The organism is Nostoc sp. (assembly GCF_036916985.1).
GTDB lineage: Bacteria > Cyanobacteriota > Cyanobacteriia > Cyanobacteriales > Nostocaceae > Nostoc.
The window spans coordinates 25,268-44,320 of record NZ_JBALFD010000018.1; the positions used below are offsets into that span (position 1 = coordinate 25,268).

11 protein-coding genes are annotated in these 19,053 nt (G+C 43.5%); 7 read left to right on the forward strand and 4 right to left on the reverse strand.

Translation table 11 applies throughout. The annotated features are described in order from the left end of the window. Nucleotides 1-68 precede the first annotated feature (68 nt). Complete coding sequence (gene chlP / locus V7L07_RS06160; RefSeq protein ID WP_335055982.1) at nt 69-1,289, reverse strand: geranylgeranyl reductase; 1,221 nt, start codon at nt 1,287-1,289, stop codon at nt 69-71. Between the two features lie 328 nt (nt 1,290-1,617). After that, nucleotides 1,618-2,763: a BMP family ABC transporter substrate-binding protein gene (locus V7L07_RS06165; RefSeq protein WP_335055984.1), complete on the reverse strand. Its 1,146-nt coding sequence runs from the start codon at nt 2,761-2,763 to the stop codon at nt 1,618-1,620. 326 nt (nt 2,764-3,089) lie between these two features. On the opposite strand from V7L07_RS06165, the gene V7L07_RS06170 reads away from it, so the two are divergent. Both V7L07_RS06170 and V7L07_RS06175 read left to right on the forward strand, forming a co-directional pair. After that, a complete protein-coding gene (locus V7L07_RS06170) occupies nt 3,090-4,592 on the forward strand; it encodes an acyl--CoA ligase (protein ID WP_335055986.1) in 1,503 nt (500 codons plus the stop codon). A gap of 297 nt (nt 4,593-4,889) precedes the next feature. Beyond that, a complete protein-coding gene (locus tag V7L07_RS06175) occupies nt 4,890-4,955 on the forward strand; it encodes a hypothetical protein (RefSeq protein WP_335056413.1) in 66 nt (21 codons plus the stop codon). Between the two features lie 73 nt (nt 4,956-5,028). Here the strand turns inward: V7L07_RS06175 and V7L07_RS06180 are convergent, their stop codons facing one another. Further along, complete coding sequence (locus tag V7L07_RS06180) at nt 5,029-9,666, reverse strand: GAF domain-containing protein (protein ID WP_335055988.1); 4,638 nt, start codon at nt 9,664-9,666, stop codon at nt 5,029-5,031. 2 nt (nt 9,667-9,668) lie between these two features. Here V7L07_RS06180 and V7L07_RS06185 point away from each other — a divergent pair, with 2 nt between their 5' ends. The 5 genes from V7L07_RS06185 (at nt 9,669) to V7L07_RS06205 (ending at nt 14,657) form a co-directional block, all read left to right on the forward strand. Then, nucleotides 9,669-9,857: a hypothetical protein gene (locus tag V7L07_RS06185; protein ID WP_335055990.1), complete on the forward strand. Its 189-nt coding sequence runs from the start codon at nt 9,669-9,671 to the stop codon at nt 9,855-9,857. A 226-nt stretch (nt 9,858-10,083) separates the two neighbouring features. Continuing rightward, entirely contained in the window at nt 10,084-10,407 is a 324-nt protein-coding gene (locus tag V7L07_RS06190) for a YnfA family protein (protein ID WP_335055992.1), read from the forward strand. Nucleotides 10,408-10,936: 529 nt separating this feature from the next. Beyond that, nucleotides 10,937-12,328 (forward strand): ammonium transporter, encoded by a 1,392-nt coding sequence (locus V7L07_RS06195; RefSeq protein WP_442936017.1) that lies wholly within the window; start codon nt 10,937-10,939, stop codon nt 12,326-12,328. Nucleotides 12,329-12,465: 137 nt separating this feature from the next. Next, nucleotides 12,466-13,323, forward strand: a complete 858-nt coding sequence (locus tag V7L07_RS06200) for an SGNH/GDSL hydrolase family protein (RefSeq protein WP_335055996.1) — start codon at nt 12,466-12,468, stop codon at nt 13,321-13,323. A 140-nt stretch (nt 13,324-13,463) separates the two neighbouring features. Further along, the gene (locus tag V7L07_RS06205) at nt 13,464-14,657 is read left to right on the forward strand and encodes a 4-hydroxy-3-methylbut-2-enyl diphosphate reductase (protein ID WP_335055998.1); all 1,194 of its coding nucleotides are present in this window, start codon (nt 13,464-13,466) and stop codon (nt 14,655-14,657) included. Between the two features lie 363 nt (nt 14,658-15,020). Here the strand turns inward: V7L07_RS06205 and V7L07_RS06210 are convergent, their stop codons facing one another. Next, nucleotides 15,021-18,674 (reverse strand): DUF4912 domain-containing protein, encoded by a 3,654-nt coding sequence (locus V7L07_RS06210; RefSeq protein WP_335056000.1) that lies wholly within the window; start codon nt 18,672-18,674, stop codon nt 15,021-15,023. Nucleotides 18,675-19,053: the final 379 nt, after the last annotated feature.

The window sequence follows — 19,053 nt, forward strand, 5'->3', positions numbered from 1 at the left end:
CGTGCAGGATGTCCACCCCACAAAATTGAGTAATGTATTTGTTGAAATTCCCAGTCCTTTGCCCTCAATTAAGGTGCAAGGGCATTACCCCGAATTAGACTACCAATAGTTTTGGCAGTAATCTTCAATTGGGTGATGGGATTAGCTGGGACAACCGTTTTATACAAATAGCTATCGAATGTTAGCCGTTGTACATCAAGGTCATCACACATTTCCACAAATGCCTCGCGGGTGGCATCGGAACGATAGAATACGGTTTGTAGAATGTCCAGCACCTTGTAGGTGAGTCCGTATCTTTTATCCCAACGCTTCAGGTAAACCTTGAGGTCACCTTCTGTAGGAATCCGGCTACCACCATTAGATGTTTCCACAATGGTTTCGGCACACATTCGCCCAGATTTAGCGGCAAAATAAATACCTTCACCAGAAGACTTGGTAACATAACCAGCAGCATCTCCCACCAAGGCGATGCGACCAACAACACGACGGGGACGAGGATGTTCAGGAATGGGGTGGGCTTCGACTTTGATGATTTTACCGCCAGCTAGCTTCTCGGAAGCACGGGCGCGGATACCAGCTTGTAACTGTTTGATGCTGGCTTTATTAATATGCATCGTGCCAGTACCGACAGCTACGTGGTCATATTTGGGGAAAACCCAAGCGTAGAAGTCGGTAGAAACGTCATTACCGACATACATTTCGGCGAGGTCGTTATAGTAGGCCATTTTGTCTTCGGGTAAGCGAATTCGCTCTTGGAAAGCGATCGCATAATTGTAATCCCCAGCGTCCATTTCTTTAGCAACGCGAGAATTAGCCCCATCCGCCCCAATAATTAAATCCACTTTCAGGGTTTTAGCAATACCCTGTGATATCCCTTCTGTATGGTCAATGTAATGAATGGTATAAGGGTCAGTATTGTTTCCTGGTATATCGAGTTTATGAACAGTGGCATTAATTAAATTTGCGCCTAGTTTGGCCGCGCGATCGCGCAAAAAGCCATCCAGCACTTCCCGGCGGCACATTCCTATATATTCATCTTCATTTACCAGATTGATATCAACCTCGCGGTTGGAAGGCGAAATCATTTTCATCTTCCGTACCCGGCGATCAATAATCTCTGGTGGTAAGTCAAATTCACTCACCATACACAGGGGAATTGCGCCCCCACAAGGCTTTGCATTGTCTAGCTTCCGCTCAAACAAGTAGGTTTCAATCCCAGAGGCGGCCAGTGTTTCAGCGGCAGATGAACCAGCTGGGCCTGACCCAATAACAGCAACCCGTAGTGTCAAAGGTCTTTCTCCCAATCTTCACATTTACCCAGAGCATACTACCACGGTCTTTCTACTGATTTGGCGCTTTTCCTTCAGGTTTCTGCACAAATGCAATATTCCTTAATGTTTCGATACGAAAAGCGAGATGGGGGACGGATCGCATTTACCACTGGGAACGATCGCAAACAGATTCACCACAAGCTGGAGATCGCTCTAGAAAAGAAGTGTAAATTGCAAGCGATGTCTACGACGGGCTACGCCTACGCTATTATGTGGTTGTGTAATGACGTAGAGCGATCGCCCCCGCAAGAAAAAATCAGCTACTTCAACCTGTTATGTAGCAGTGCTAAGATTTCCCTTTCGGAATTGACCCTTCAATTCCCTCAACATACCAATCCATCGCTAATTGTCCCCGATCATCCAACACCTTACCCTTTGGCACTCGCACTACCCCTTTTTGGTCTTTCACCGGGCCATTAAAAGGGTGTGCAGTACCCTCAATAAACTCATCGCGCTTCGCATACACTAGTTGTTGCACATCAGCCGGAATCGCCTCATTCATTGGGGAAATATCCACCATTCCTTGACCAATACCATCCCAAATATTTTGAGACTTCCAAGTATTACTCATTACAGCTAAAGCTTTATCTGTATAGAATTTGCCCCATTTATTAATAGCTGATGTCAGGTGGGCTTTTTGACCAAACTTACTCATATCAGTGTTGTAGCCAAAAGCATAAATACCTTTTTCCTCAGCCAATTGGACAACAGCACTAGAGTCGGTATGTTGTGTTAATATATCTGCACCTAAATTGACCAAAGCTTGAGCCGCATCTCTTTCTTTCGTTGGATCGTACCAACTTTGCACCCAAAGTACCTTAACTTTTGCTTGGGGATTTGTTAACCGTACTCCTTGAGTGAATGCACTGATTCCCCGGATTACTTCTGGAATTGGGTATGCGCCAATAAAACCAACTACATTTGATTTTGTCATCTTGCCAGCAATCATACCGGTTAAGTAACGGGGTTCTTCAAAGCGTCCCAGATAAGTGCCAACATTGCTAGCACGTTTGTATCCTGTACAGTGTTCAAAGACAACATCATTAAAGTCTTTGGCAACTTTAATTGTTGGGTTCATGTACCCAAAGGAAGTTGTAAAAATTAACTTGTTACCATCTAATGCTAATTGGCGAATTACCCTTTCAGCGTCAGCACCTTCTTTGACATTTTCAACAAAAGTAGTTTTTACCTTATCTTGAAGATTGGCTTCCATGTCTCTGCGACCTAAATCATGGGCATAAGTCCAGCCAAAATCACCCACAGAGTCCACATAGACAAATCCCACCTTGAGAGGTTCATTTACTGCCACTGGCGACGCTAAGGGAGACGCCTCACCCTGCGATTTGGTGGAATTTCTGCCTTGAATACAACTAGTTAAGGCAAAGCTAGATCCTGCTAAAGTGAGATTCTTTAGAAAATTCCGACGATCCATATTTTATCTATGGGGTTTAGTTGCTGAAAAAGATTTTTCTGATTTCTAGTCACGACAGCCACACTCCACACTATTGACTTAATTTTAGCTCTTGTTTTTTGCCGTCAACTTATTTGAATTGGGAATTGGGCATGGGGTATGAGAAATGTGGACAAGTGGGACAATGAGGATAAGGAGGTTAACAATTCAAAATTCAAAATTCAAAAATAAGAAAAGAGTTTCTTTACCAATGCCCAATGCCCCTCAAGAGTGCTGAGTGTTGAGTGCTGAGTGGGGAATCTCATTTCTTTACTCCATGCCCAATTTTATTAATCTGGAGGTTTTAAATGAATTTATTTGAGCTTTTAGCAGGGGAAGACAATCATCCAGCGCTAGTTACGCCTGAGGGGCGATCGCTAACTTATCAGCAATTGCGCGACAATGTTCTTGGACTAGTATCCCAACTCAACAGCTTTAGATTGAAACGGGGAGAACGTATTGCCATTGCGATGAGTAACGGTTCACCAATGGCGATTACCTTTTTGGCTGCTGCTTTATGTGGCACTGCTGCACCCTTAAATCCCAAATACAAGCAAGAAGAATTTGCCTTTTATTACCAAGATACCCAAGCAAAAGCACTGATTACGTTATCTGAGGAGCCAGAAACAGCCATTGCTGCTGTCACACCCGATATGATGCTGATTAATGCCAAGGTAAACACTGACGGCACATTAAGCTTTGAATTAGTCAAAGAGAAACTTCCCCCCTGCTCCCCGCCCCCTGCTCCCTTGCCTCAGTCTGATGATATAGCGATGATTCTCCATACTAGCGGCACTACGAGTCGTCCCAAGCGTGTGCCAATTCGTCATCGCAACTTAATCGCTTCAGCCAACAACTTCATTGGTGCTTACTCACTCACAGCCGCAGATACGACACTTTGTCTAATGCCCCTGTTCCATATTCACGGATTGGTGGGCTGTTTGCTGGCAACTCTGGCATCGGGCGGTACATTAGTTTGTCCCAATGGTTTTAATGCCCTGGAGTTTTGGAAACTGGTAGATACCTACAAACCCACCTGGTACTCCGCAGCGCCAACTATGCATCAGACAATTTTGGCACGCGCTAGCCGCAACATAGAAATTGTCAAAGCTAATCGCTTTCGTTTCATTCGCTCTAGTAGCGCTTCCTTGCCCCCGGTTATCATTGAACAGCTAGAGGCTACTCTGAATGCTCCGGTGGTAGAAGCTTATAGCATGACTGAAGCATCTCACTTAATGACCACTAATCCCCTACCGCCAAAAGTCAGGAAACCGGGTACTGTGGGTTATGGCTTCGGTGTGGAAGTAGGGATTATGGACTCTGAAGGCAACCTATTATCTCAGGGAAGCTTGGGTGAAGTGGTGGTAAAAGCACCTAATGTTATAGATGGCTACGAAAACAATCCAGAAGCTAATGCCACTGCTTTTGTAAACGGTTGGTTCCGCACAGGAGATCAGGGTACTGTGGACGAAGACAGCTATCTCCGCCTGACTGGACGCATTAAAGAATTGATTAACCGAGGTGGGGAAAAAATTTCTCCGTTAGAAGTGGATGATGTCTTACTGCGTCATCCCGCTGTCGCCGAAGCCTTAGCTTTTGCTGTCCCCCACAAATCTTTAGGAGAAGATATCCACGCTGCTGTAGTTCTGAAAGCAGAAGTTAGCGAAAAAGAACTTTTAACTCACTGTTCAACCATGCTGGCAGACTTCAAGGTTCCTAAACAAGTTCACATTTTAGATCAACTACCTCGTGGTGCTACCGGGAAACTACAACGGTTGGCGATGGCGAAATTGTTGAATATTGGGGAGTAGGGAGTGGGGAGAAAGATGGCGCTGCTCAAAAATCTCGCAAGCTGAGATGGTCATAATGAATCATAGAAATTCAAGCTTTAAGAACTATTCTTAAAACTAATTCTGAGCTAGCGTCATTGTTGCTACCACTACTAAAGGAATAAATAAGTAAACTGTTGGAAAATTTGGAAGAGGTATAAAAATGAAAACCAAACACGAACGGGAACAGTTAATCAATACAATCAACGTACTGTTAGATCAAGCTTATGACAGTACCCTAGATGAGTTAGAGTAGGCGATTATCGAGTTATATACGATATTTTCGATGATGTTTTATTGGTAAAAATTGTAGATATTGGACATCGTAGCAAGGTTTATAAATGACCAACCCCGTACCGCGCCAATCTGCTTACCATCAAAGCAACCATTAATCAACGCCTAAAATGACGCCTTTATTCTATTTTGTTAAAAATTCTTGAATGCGGTTGACAAATTCATTTAATTCTGAAATTAAGTTGGTAGTGCCTCTCAGGTCTTGATCGTTAGCTAGTTGTTCTAGTTTGTTAGCGGCTAGATACATAGCTGTGGCTCCAATATTGGCACTAGCACCTTTAAGGTGATGGGCTTCTCGTGCTATTTGCTCAAAGTCATGATGTGCGATCGCTATTTCAATGATCTCTAAACGTGGTTTAATATCTTCAACGCATAATTGCAATAGATTTAGTTCAAATTCTTGATCATTTCCCGATATCTGATGCAACTGTTCCCAATCAATTGCTAGCTCATCTATGCCGTTGTTTGTGCTGGAAACTACTTGTCCATCCACAATTGTCTCTTGTTGGGAAGCAATCACGCCTATCCAATGCTCTAAGGTTGCAGCCAATTTTTCTTTAAACACTGGCTTACTCAGATAGTCGTCCATTCCGGCATTGAGACACGTTTGTTCGTCTTCTTTCATCACATTCGCCGTCATCGCAATCACCACAGGACGATGACCCAGGGCAAAGGCGTCCTCTTGCCAACGATGAATTTCTTTTGTGGTTTCCAAACCATCAAGAATTGGCATTTGGCAATCCATAAGAATCAAATCGTAAGGAATTTTTTCTAATAGCTGCAAAACTTCCTTGCCATTGGCAACGACATCGGCTTTATAGCCCAAACTCTGGAGCTGCTTCAAGGCTACTTTCTGATTCACCAAATTATCTTCCGCTAGGAGAATTCTTAACTTGGATTTCGTAGAAGGGTTAGGGAAAGAGGAAGCAAGAATGTCTAAAGTTTCTGTACTCTGGATTTTTTTAGTAGCCTCTTGTTCTGATTCCGACTGCACTCCTAAAATAGTCATGATGGTATCGAGAAGTCGTGATGCTCTAATGGGTTTGACCAAATAAGCCGCAAATCCGATTTTGAGTGCCTGCTGCATTTCATCCCGTTGATTAGTAGAGGCAAGCATAATCAAAGGGATCTCAGCAAGTGCAGAATTAGCTTGAATTTGTTCTTTGATTTTCATGCCATAAGTTTGGGTTTTTTGCATATCAATCAAGGCGATATGATATGGTTTCCTTTGATCATCAGCTTGTTGAATAACTTTCAAGGCCGCAGAAATATTGTCAACATGATCTACCTGCATTCCCCAATGAGTAGCTTGATGGGAGATAACTTTGTAATTAGTAGCGTTGTTATCTATTATTAACAAGCGGCGATTGTGTAAACGTGGGCGTTCGTATTTTGGCAAAACAGGTTCAACTTGCTTGGTAAAAAGTACCTCAAACCAAAAATTAGATCCTTTTCCTACCTGACTTTCTACCCCAATCACTCCTCCCATCAAGGTTACAAGTTGTTTACAGATGGCTAATCCCAAACCAGTACCCCCATATTTGCGAGTGGTAGAAGCATCCACTTGAGTAAATGGCGTAAAGAGTTTGCGTTGGTCTTCAGGGCTAATGCCAAGACCTGTATCTGTGATGTCAAAATGGATGGTGGCTGTAGTCGAGGAAAAAGAACGCAATTCGGCTTGTACTAATACTTCGCCAGCACTGGTAAACTTAATCGCATTGCTGATTAAGTTCATCAGAATTTGCCGCAGCCTACCCGTATCTCCTTTGAGGTGGGTGGGGACGTTATGCTCAATCAGTGCGGCAATTTCTAATCCCTTGTTATGGGCTGAGGGAGCCAATAATTCCACTACTTCTTCTACACAAGTGGATAGGTCAAAATCTAGAGTTTCGAGAGCCATCTCTCCAGCTTCAAGTTTGGAAAGATCCAAAATTTCGTTGATTAAACTTAAAAGTGCGTCTCCACTACTGCGAATTGTTTCAATAAAATCTCGCTGTTCTGCATCTAAGGGAGTATCTAATACCAAGCTGGTCATCCCCAATACAGCATTCATCGGAGTCCGAATTTCATGACTGATATTTGCCAAAAAGGCACTTTTCATCTGAGAAGCTAATTCTGCTTGACGACGGGCAATTTCCAGTTCTTGGCGCTGACGAGTTTCTACTGCTAATAGTTGGGCTTGAACTAAGGCAATACCTACTTGGTCAGCTATTTGCCGCAAAAGATGAGTTTCAAAGCTAGACCAGTGGTGGGAATCGTCACACTGATGAACTATGAGCAAACCGCGCAGTTCTTCTTTGACAAGAATGGGCACAACCAAATTGATTTTGACCCCAAACTGTTGTATGAGTTCTAGATGGCTTTGTTCAACTTCCGGCAGATCCAAGTTATTTAGCTCTAAAATCTGTCCTTGACGGTACTGCTGTAGATAATACTGTTGTAGATATTCCGCTTGTAAATAAAGGGGAGTAATGTTTTGATCTTTGATCGCTGGTAAGCCAGAAACTACTGCTTCAGTAACGGTGGTTCCAGACTCATCTGGTAAAAACTGATAGATCAAAACTCGGTCAGTCTGGAGAATCTTTTGTACCTCCTCGACAGTGATTTGGAGAATTTCTTCGATTTTCAAAGACTGGCGAATTTTGAGGGTAATTTCGGTAAATAGTTGCGATCGCAAATTTTGGCGTTGTATTTCTTCTTCAGCCAGTTTACGCTGGATAAATTGCCCCACTTGTTCACCGATATAATTCATCGTTTTGACCAAATCTTGGTCAGGCTGATGGATTTCACGGTTGAAGCAGGTAATGACACCGAGGATTTTATGGTCGCTGCGGATTGGAAAACCAAAAGCTGCGTGCAGTCCTACTTGAGCAGCGATTTTGAAGTTAGGGAAGTTAATATCTTTAACAATATCAGCAATCCAAACAGGTTCAGAACTAGCCCAAACCTGGCCAGGTAGTCCCACTCCTGGCGAAAAGGTGGTTTGCCGCTTCAGTGATTCAAACTCCTGCATTTCCAGGGATGCTTTATGCCAGATATCGAGAAAACGCAGCACGTTTGCTTGTTCATCGACCATCCAAATTTCACCCAAATCCCATGCCAAACTCTCACAGATTCCTTGCAAGATTTGGCGAGTAGCTTCGCCCATCGTGGCTGACTCTGCTAAGACGCGGGTTGTAGCATATTGGGCAGTTAGATGCTGTTCTGCGCGTTTGCGATCGGTGATGTCAGTGCCAGTGCTAATAATATATTCCACTGATCCTTCATAGTCTTTTAAGAAGGTATTCGACCAGGCAATCAGTCGCCGACTACCATCCTTCATTACCCAATAGTTTTCGTACTTCAGGAAGCCTTCACCAGTTAGCAATTGCTTAAAAACTGCTTTGACTGCCTCCAACTCTTCAGGAATTAGGAATAAGTTCCAGAAATACCTACCCCTCACCTCATCGAAGGAGTAACCGGTTATTTGCTCACAAGCTTGATTGAAACGAACGATTTGTCCTTGAGTGTCGAGAACTATTACCAACATACCGACTGTATCAAGGACTGTTGAGATAAAATTGCGTTCTTGATTTAAGGTTTCTTCTGTTTTTTTCCGCTCTGTAACCTCACGATAGATGAAGTAATACACTACAACGAGAACAATAAAACTTAGGCAGATTGCGATCGCAAGTATCAGAATTGTGTTGCGAATTCGAGCCTTTGCTGTTTGTAATTGCTGCTGAAGCTGTCCCCTTTGCTCGTCCACCATCTCATTGATTGCCTTGCGGATATCGTCCATGAGATTTTGCTGATTATTTTTCTGTAGTACTAGTAACGCCGTCTCTAATCCCTTGTTCTGGCGCAAGTTGATAGTCTGTTTTAGTTCAGCAAGTTTAGCCGTGATGAGAAATTCAAGGGTTGCAATCTGCTTTTGTTGGTTCGGTTGATCTGCTGTTAAATCCTTCAGGTTGGCAATTTCTCGATCGACGTTAGCGAGTGCTGTTTGATAAGGTTTTAGATAAATTTGTTGCCCAGTGAAGATATAACTACTTTGTCCCGTCTCGGCATCTTTGATCTGGGACAGTAGTTTTTCTAGGCTGTTGATTTTTGTATAAGTCTTTTTTATTAGACTGCGATTATTAGTAGATACTCTTGTATTTTGATAAGAAACCACGCCAATCATAACTACCATTGCCGACGCCAAAGCCAAACCGGCTGCAATCTTTTTGAAAAATTGCTTGCGTACCCTCTGCGCCTGTTTGCCTTTCTTGGTAACAAGTACCAAACTTGCTAAATTTCGGCGTAATTCTAGTTGCTTGATGACATGACGACCTAAGGTTCGCAATGCCTCCAGTTGTTCTGGATTAAGTTCTCGTGGTACGTAGTCAATTACACACAGGGTTCCTAGCGCGTATCCCTCAGGGTTAGTCAGAGGTACACCAGCATAAAACCGAATATTTGGGTCAGATATTACCAGTGGGTTTGTAGCGAATCGTTCGTCATCTGTTGCATCAGGCACAACCAAAATGTCAGGCTGGAGTATGGCATGGGCACAGAATGCCAAATCTCGGTGTGTTTCTAGGGCATCCATTCCAACTTTTGACTTGAACCACTGGCGATTTGTATCAATTAAACTAATTAAGGCAATAGGAGTCTGACAAATATACGAAGCTAAACGGGTAAGATCGTCAAAGGCGGCTTCAGATGGCGTATCCAGAATCTTATATTGTAAAAGCGTCTCAATTCTCTCTGCTTCGTTATCAGGTAATGGTGCTTTCATCCGTGAGCCTTATCTACATTCTGGGGATTGGGTATTGGGGACTGGGGACTGGGGACTGGGGACTGGGGATTGGGGACTGGGGATTGGGGATTGGGGATGGGGACTGGGGATTGGAGATTGGGTATATGAGGATTGGAATTGGGGATTGGGGACTGGGGATTGGGTATTGGGGATTAGGGATTGGGGATTAGGGACTGGGGATTAGGGATTGGGAATTGGGTATATGAGGATTGGAATTGGGGGGAATTCTTAAAAAAGAACCCTTATCTTATTTCTTCCAATCTTTAGTACCCAGTCCCCAGTCCCCAGTCCCCAGTCCCTATTTGGTCAACAAACTTACTTTAATTAATGACAATAGTTTAGTTAAAAGCGTTAGCGTAATTTCACTGAGTTCGACTTATTAAATAAATCGGTCAAATGATTAAGTCACTACTGTATTTTTTGTGGGCTGGTTTCTTTGAAATTGGGGGTGGCTACCTGATCTGGTTGTGGTTGCGCGAAGATAAGCCTTTTTGGTGGGGTCTATTGGGAGGAATTGCTTTGGCTTTCTACGGGGTTCTTGCAACTCTCCAACCGGCAAATTTTGGCAGAGTATATGCGGCCTACGGTGGCGTGTTTATTGCAATGGCAACGCTTTGGGGCTGGAAGGTAGACGGCGTAACTCCAGACCGTTACGACTTAATCGGAGTATGTCTAGCTTTAGGGAGTGTATTAATTATCATGTTTGCTCCGAGAACTTAAGTAAATTTTCTATATTATTTTTGACCAATAGCTTTTATATTGTTCCCTTTAAAACAGATGATCATCTCACGCAAAATTGCAAAAGTTTTTTTAGTAACTAAGCGATGAGAATCAGGCAAGTAGATATCTACGCGTTTATACGGGAGATAGGAAGAGAACTTATGAGATATTTTTTGGGCAAATTTTCGGAAAATACTGGCGATAATTTCCAATATTTGTCAATTCTCAGAATTATTTTGGTTTGTAACAGTAAGTAACTATAAGTAACTAAAAATTTGGAATTTTGTAGCGCTTGAATAAAATGCTATTCTTCAAAAAAAGATGCAATCATTGCATCGATACACCCTTATTTCGAGCTTGGCAACTACAATCAGGATTATATTTTTGTTAACATTTCCAGAAAATTCAGGTTAAGTAACTTTAAAGACAAAAATGTGTAACTAAAAGTAATCAAATGTAGTTAAGTATACAAATCATCGGTGCTTAGGAAGAGAAAGAAGTGTTGAAGAAATTTGTGATGATTGGGGCTATGACCCTACTGTTTTTGGCAGGGCCGTTGATGGGCGATGCTTTCGCCCAAGCCCCTGCTGCTGCTGCGGCTCCACCTACTGCTGATACTGGAGATACGGCGTTTATGCTGATTTCAGCAGCGCTCGTACTACTAATGACACCAGGATTGGCGTTTTTCTATGGTGGATTTGTGCGATCGCGCAACGTCTTAAACACATTGATGATGAGCTTTGTGTTAATGGCGATTGTGGGAGTTACCTGGATTCTCTGGGGCTATAGTCTTTCTTTTGCGCCAGGTTTACCGTTTATCGGTGGATTACAGTGGCTTGGGTTGAATGGTGTCGGATTAGAGATAACCGATTATCTTAAAGGGTCAAATCCGCCGGAAGTCGTCTCTTATGCCGGAACGATACCCCACCAGGCATTCATGATCTATCAAGCCATGTTTGCGATTATCACCCCAGCCTTAATTTCTGGAGCGATCGCAGAACGGATGAGTTTCCGCGCCTATTCACTGTTTGTCCTACTGTGGTCAACCTTTGTTTACGCCCCTCTAGCTCACATGGTATGGGCGAAAGGTGGATTTTTAGGTTTGTATGGTGGATTGGGTGCCCTCGACTTTGCAGGTGGCACAGTAGTTCATATTAGTTCCGGTGTTTCAGCTCTAGTAGCAGCGATCGTCCTTGGTCCACGAAAAACCCATCCCGATCGCCTTAGCCCGCCGCACAACGTTCCATTTATTTTGTTAGGTGCTGGTTTGTTGTGGTTTGGTTGGTTCGGCTTCAACGCCGGTAGTGCCCTATCAGCGGCTAGTGGAACTTCTGGCACTGTAGTTACAAATGTGGCAACCACAGCCTTTGTCGCCACCAATGCGGCGGCGGCAGCAGCGGCTTTAATGTGGTTAATTTTGGAAGCAGCTTTGCGGGGTAAACCAACCGCCGTGGGAGCAGCAACAGGAGCCGTTGCTGGTTTGGTGGGCATCACTCCTGCCGCTGGATTTGTCACACCGCTATCAGCGATTTTAATTGGTTTCATCACCGCCTTTGTTTGCTTCTATGCCATTAGTTTCAAGCACAAGCTAGAAATTGACGATGCTTTAGATACCTATCCCGTGCATGGGGTTGGTGGTACAGTGGGGGCAATTTTAACCGCAGTCTTTGCCACGACTCAAGTTAACGGTGGAGGTAAAGAAGGAGTACTGCGTGGTAACTTGGGTGAATTGGGAGTTGAACTAGTAGCAATTGCCGTTGCTTATGTGATCGCAGGTGTTGGTACGTGGATTATTCTCAAGGTTATCGATGCTACAGTCGGGCTGCGAGTTAAAGAGGAAGCAGAATTGCAAGGTTTAGATATCAACGAACACGGCGAAGAAGGTTACAACTCCGAGTTTGGCGACCGTCCGACTCAGTAGGGAGTCATTCAATTTTGGATTTTAGATTTTAGATTTTTCTTTCAATCCAAAATCCAAAATTCAAAATCCAAAATTGGGCTAATTTGCGATCGCTAGCGTTAAAATTTGATTCAAATAATTGGTAAATTTCGCTAGTCGTGTCTACTTCTTTTAAAACCTTTCCTCTCTGGGCATTTTTCTCGCTGTTAACCAACGGCATCCTAGTGTTGGCGGTCATTCTGCTAATTTGGCAACAGCAGAGATTGGCCGCTTTTTTTGGGATAATAACATCCCCAGAGCCAATCAACCTAAATAGCGATCGCTCAATTGCTACACCTGATTTAGGTCGCCGTCACCAACTCACTTACCAGGAGTGGGTAGATATTCTCAAGCAAGAAGCCAAGGTCGCTGCTGACCAACGTCCTCCGCATTTAAGCATCCTGGTGGGAGATTCTTTGAGTTTGTGGTTTCCTCCTGAGTTATTACCTGAGGGTAAAAGTTGGCTCAATCAAGGAATTTCTGGCGAAACCAGCAATGGTCTCTTGAAAAGATTAACAATATTTAATCGCACCCAGCCAGAGGTGATTTTTGTGATGATTGGCATTAATGACCTCATTCGGGGGATAAGTGATGGAGAAATTTTAGATAATCAACGGCAAATTATCAATTACCTACGAAAGACGCATCCCACAGCACAAATTGTTGTTCAGTCGATTTTGCCACATGGGGCAGAGGACGCAACCTGGAAGGGACGAGGAAACCTGTTGGCTGTTGCCAATAGTCGCATTCGTGAGTTGAATCAGCAACTACAAAGCATCTGTACCAAAAAAGGTGTCAAATATCTCGATTTACATCCCCTGTTTACCAACAAACAAGGAAATCTCCGCCGCGAATTTACTACTGATGGCTTGCACTTAAGTCCTGAAGGTTATATAGTTTGGCGTTCTGCATTGCAGATTTATAGCGAGATCGAATTAAAACCCCAGCAAGAAAAAGAGGGTAAAAGGTTAAAGTGAAAATGGTAAGGGCATTAAATCCCTTAGCTCCCTCCCCTTAAGCCTTTCCCGCTCTCTGATAATATCTTTGAATACAACTCTGTATAAATCGCGTCTGGGCACGAGAAAATAAGAAATAGTGGTTTAAATAGACAAATCTCATGGATACAAAAGCTTTTAAGCGCAGCCTCCAACATTCAGAAAATTACAATCGCAAGGGCTTTGGTCATCAAGCAGAAGTTGCTACTCAGTTGCAGTCAGAGTATCAGAGTAACTTGATTCAGGAAATTCGCGATCGCAATTACACTCTACAACGGGGCAATGTGACAATCCGACTAGCAAAAGCCTTTGGCTTTTGCTGGGGTGTAGAACGGGCTGTAGCAATGGCTTACGAAACCCGTCAGCACTTCCCCACAGAACAAATTTGGATTACTAACGAGATTATCCACAACCCTTCTGTAAATCAGCGGATGCAGGAAATGGAAGTAAAATTCATCCCTGTTGAAGGAAAGAATAAAGACTTTTCTGTTGTTGGAACTGGTGATGTCGTCATCTTACCCGCCTTTGGGGCTAGCGTTCAAGAAATGCAGATACTTCACGATAAAGGCTGCAAAATTGTTGATACTACTTGTCCTTGGGTATCTAAAGTTTGGAATACAGTAGAAAAGCACAAAAAAATTGATTATACTTCCATTATTCACGGTAAATATAAACATGAAGAAACAGTTGCGACTAGTTCCTTTGCTGGCAAGTATTTAATAGTGTTAAATTTGCCAGAAGCAGAATATGTTGCTAGCTATATTATCAATGGCGGGAACCGTGAAGAATTTTTGACCAAATTTGCTAAAGCTTGTTCAGCAGGATTTGACCCCGATCAAGATTTAGCAAGAGTTGGCATTGCCAACCAAACTACTATGCTTAAAGGTGAAACTGAGGAAATCGGTAAACTTTTTGAGCGGACTATGTTGCAGAAATATGGCCCTATTGAGTTAAATCAGCATTTCCAAAGTTTCAACACCATTTGTGACGCTACCCAAGAACGTCAAGATGCCATGTTGGAGTTAGTGGAAGATAATTTAGATTTAATGGTAGTAATTGGTGGGTTTAATTCATCGAATACTACTCAGTTGCAACAAATTGCTTTTGAGCGGAAAATTCCTTCCTATCACATTGATACTGTTGAACGCTTGAAATCAGGAAATTCCATTGAACATCGACAATTAAATGGGCAATTAATAACTACAGAAAACTGGTTGCCAAAGGGAGAAATTTCTGTGGGAATTACTTCTGGTGCTTCCACGCCAGATAAGGTAGTAGAAGATGTGATTGAGAAGATTTTTGCAGTCAAAAAATAGTTGCAGGAGGCAGGAGTTCCCATTAGCCTTTAGCAAGAACTACCCTCCTCAATAAAATTCCCTCTCTCTATTTCCTCTTAAAATGACACTATGGTGCTTTGCAATTGCGTGGAATACAGACATTACAAGTGGAACGGGCGGTTAGAAACCGCGTCTATATAAACAAAAACTACCGATCCTGGGTTTCAAACCCTTTATCTCGTTCCCAGTCTCCGACTGGGAATGTCGTCCTAGAGGCTCCGCCTCAAGGCTCGCGGCAGAGCTGCTAGGAGTAGCATTTCCAGCCACGAGGCTGGAAACGAGGTTTTAAAAGAATTTGGGCTTAAGTTGACACCAATACACAGATATGCTCCCCACGAATTGTTAGCTTTCAGAAGTTTCCTGAGAGAACTTCTTATGAATAGTTTTTGTGGATTCTCCATCAGCAGCTACCGTGATCAGATAGTCCATTAAACCATCTGAAAAGGGGAGACGTAAGTGGAAAGTACCATCGGGTTTGATTTTGATGGTATGACCACCAATGTTGACGGTTGTATTTGGTTGGGTTGCTCCGTGAATAATCAACTCAGCATCAGCCACAAACCAGAAATCTCCGTGGGGATGACTGAAGACCCGAACATTAGCAGAACGGGCGATGAGTAACCAAAGATCGCCATCAGTAATATAGCCAATTTCAACCATATAATCGCGATCGCTCACGGGAATAGCCACAAAGCGATCGTGTGCTACCTCTTCAGATTCATACTGCTGTATCAACTGGGGACTTTGATAACTCAAGTCAATGCCAGTTACATCGTAGAGTCGCACTACCAATTGTGAAGCACCCTGTTGTTGCAGCGCTTCGGACTGAGTTTTGGAAATGTGCCAAGAGACATAAGCCCATTTGGGAGTGCGGGGTGTGAGGACAATACTGCTTTCTTCTTCAGGGATCTCTTCTTCCGGGATCTCTTCTTTAGGGATCTCTGCTTCTACATTTGCCCAGCCAATAGCGGTTTCGCTTATTAAGGCGACATTTTCAACTGGAGAAACTGTAGAATCTGTTGTGGGATCTGGATGGACAGGATTGAAAACACGAACGATCGCAGAACGAGCAATGAATAACCAGCGATTGCCATCAGCGACATAGCCAATTTCAGCTATGTAATCGCGATCGCTGATGGGAATTTCCACAAAGCGATCCTGTGCTGTCTCTTCACATTCATACTGCTGGACAAACTGAGGATTTTGATAACTCAGGTCTATTCCAGTCACATCATAAAGCCGCACTACCAATTGAGAGCCGCCCTGTTGTTGTAGTGCTGCTTTTTTGGTTTCGGATATTTCCCAAGAGACATCAGCCCATTGGTGAGTGCGGGGTGTGAGGACAATACTGCTCTCTTCATCTACGTCTACATCTACCAAGCCAATATCTGTTTCATCAGGAATCGGCACATCAGCAACGATGGGATCTGGATGGATCGGATTGAAGACACGAACAACTGCGGAACGAGCAATGAGTAACCAGTACTCGCCATAAGCGATATAGCCAATTTCAGCTATGTAGTCGCGATCGGTGACAGGAATATCCACCAGTCCTTCGTATACTGTCTCTTCAGATTCGTATTGCTTTACAAGGTTGGGACTTTGATAACTCAGGTCAATGCCAGTCACATCGTAAAGCCGCACTACCAATTGAGAGCCACCCTGTTGTTGCAGCGAGGCTTTCTTGGCTTCGGAAATCTCCCAAGAGACATGAGCCAATGTATAAGTATGTGGGGTCAGCACAATACTGCTCTCGTCATCTGCATCTACCAAACCAATAGCTGTTTCGGCCGCAATTGGCTCATTGTCAACCGGAGTATCAATTTCGGCTTGGCCATCTAATGCCAAAGTACTAGCCCAGGTTCCAACCCCTACGCCTGCTGCTAAAGCCGCAGCAGTAGCAAAATCTGTGGAGTTCGCTTCTGCAACATTTTCCCCAGCAGTCGGTTCTGCTGGAGATGTTTCTTCTGGTAAATCGACAGTCGGTTCGGCCGCGTCCGCCACCACGTTAAAGGCATCTTCTTCTGGTATTTCTGGTAAATTTAACAGTGAAGATGTTTGTGTCGCTGATGGTTCGACATCGGTTGTCGCTTCGCTAGACTCTGGTAAGGGCAATTCATCTACTGGGGCTGTATCTTCTTCATTTGAGGTGATACTCTCTAGCCAGTTCAACTCTGCTTGAAGTTCCTCATCTCCTCCATCTTCAATTGCTGTGTCCCAATATCCAAAATCAGATGTTATTTCTGGCAGATTTGGTAATTCTGGGAGTGAGGCTGTCACCTCCGATGAAGGCAGTTCCACATCAGAAGTATCTTCTGGAATATTAGCCAGGTGAGGATATGGAGTATTTACTACAGCTGCGGGGGCTTCTATGTCCCATTCAATTTCATCAGATTCATGATGATTTGTCCCCGTATAATTATTTACTTCAATTGTCTCATTGATAGAGTCTGCTTCTGTGTCTCTGTTGTTAAAGGTAGACCAGGTAGCTGCCCCGATACCTGTTGCCAGAGCCGCACCACCGCCTAAAGCTGCGGCTCCCAAGTTGTTATTTTCCGATACATTAGTTTTGCCCGATGTGCCTTCGTAATGGTTTGAGGTACCATTAGTTACCTCTTGCACTAAATTTGATGTCCCCTGAGTAGCATTCTGGGTCAGTTCAGATTGTGTTTGGGCATAGATGTTGAAAGGAGTGCGATCGGGGGTTTCTTGCTCTTGAAAGTGCGACACTGACTGTTCTTCAAGTATCGCTCCATTGAGGGAGGAAGTTGTGCTGGCATTTAGCACCGCCACTTCTCCATTTTCTGTGTTCGGTAAATCAGGATTTGATTCTGGCGAGTTGTCTGTTTTCTCTGTAGGGGATGGGCGTCTCCCCAAAACCCACCAGAATAATCCTCCAGCGGCGGTTACAAAAAACAAAGGTAGCAGCAACCACAAGGGTGTTTCTTTGCTTACACTTGGACTATTTTGTGCTGGAGCAGCTACAAAGGGCTTTTGGGCAAATACAGAAGTAGTGGCACTAGGGGAAGGCGTAGCTGCTGGTGTCGTCTGGGCATTGGGTAAAGCTGTGAACGCAGTAGGTTGTAATACCCTGGCTGCGATCGCTTCTGCTTCAGAAACTCTAGCTTGTTCTATAGCCTGCTGTCCTGGGGGAGCCAGAGTATAGCCGAGAAAATCAACTATAGTTAAGCTGGGATTTTTTTTGTAAACGTAGACTAAAGGTTGCGAGAAGGGATATTTCGCATCTTCTGGTAAGGCTTGATGTAATTGCAGAACTCGCACACCTTTCAACTTCGATACCTGATTAGCTAACACATAGCTGATACCGTCTTTGCCCAGTTGTTTGATGATTTCTGCGGTATTATCCTCAGTTAGTTGGGTAGCATTAGCCCCTGTTGCAAATTCACCAGTTTTGAAGGCTGGATAAGTACGAAAAGTATTGCGAGTTTCACTTGTGTTCGGGTGATCGATTAACCGAATCTTCTCTGAAGTCCCTCCCAGTTGTGACCAATTGGTAATTTGTCCCCGGAAAATCCGGGCGAATTGCCTACTAGTCAAGCTTCCTTTGAAAGGATTATCTGCGCTAACCACGATCGCAATTTTCTCACGGCGCAAGCGAACTTGTTCTAGTCCTTGGGCTTTTTCGGCTGGTGTCAAGCCGCGCCCCATTGCTACTATGTCGATTTTGCCATCTAGCAAATTTTTCAGTGCCGTACTAGTACCATTAGCAGCAACTTCAACCTTTGTGCCGACAAACTGTTTTTCAAAACTTTTTTTCAGACTTTGGTTGATTGCACTCAAGCTACTAGAACCGTCAATCTTTACTTTTGAGCCATTCTGCACTGCTTTTGGCAGTGGAAAAGAGGTCGCTTGCGGTGTAGATTGTGCCAGTATTGGCGCTGATAATACCAGAGTTGCTGCCATCGGGGTTGTAGCTAAGGCAACCCATAATACCAGCCTGACTATCGAAGTATCTTTTTTTTCTTGTTGCCACATAAGCCCTTAATTAAAGTAAAAAATAGAAAGCCTGCCATTCCTAAATCGCGATCTTGTTAGGAATTATGGAGGAGACGCGCTAATTATACATCTGACTTATCTTTAGTTCTAATTACTTCAAAGCACTCGTACTGATTTATACTTCGCTGTAGCTTGTATAGCATGATAATTTATACTCTAATTGCCAAAGTCTGTTTACTATAAATTTTTCTAAGTTATATTGCAACTTATACCAACTTGGTAGCTTATGGCCACAGTTATGAATTATTGAATTACTAAAACTGGTAAAGTGTAACAAATTCAATATTATTTAACAATATTATTTTCAGTAGTGCTGAGTTATGAGTGCTGTTAGCGTTAGCGGGGCGTTTAGCCCGTG

Excerpts from the sequence above, each read along its gene's own strand:
- V7L07_RS06180 (WP_335055988.1), bottom strand. The coding sequence starts at position 9,666 with ATGAAAGCACCATTACCTGATAACGAAGCAGAGAGAATTGAGACGCTT.
- V7L07_RS06195 (WP_442936017.1), top strand. The coding sequence starts at position 10,937 with ATGACCCTACTGTTTTTGGCAGGGCCGTTGATGGGCGATGCTTTCGCC.
- V7L07_RS06165 (WP_335055984.1), bottom strand. The coding sequence starts at position 2,763 with ATGGATCGTCGGAATTTTCTAAAGAATCTCACTTTAGCAGGATCTAGC.
- V7L07_RS06210 (WP_335056000.1), bottom strand. The coding sequence starts at position 18,674 with ATGTGGCAACAAGAAAAAAAAGATACTTCGATAGTCAGGCTGGTATTA.
- V7L07_RS06170 (WP_335055986.1), top strand. The coding sequence starts at position 3,090 with ATGAATTTATTTGAGCTTTTAGCAGGGGAAGACAATCATCCAGCGCTA.
- V7L07_RS06190 (WP_335055992.1), top strand. The coding sequence starts at position 10,084 with ATGATTAAGTCACTACTGTATTTTTTGTGGGCTGGTTTCTTTGAAATT.
- V7L07_RS06205 (WP_335055998.1), top strand. The coding sequence starts at position 13,464 with ATGGATACAAAAGCTTTTAAGCGCAGCCTCCAACATTCAGAAAATTAC.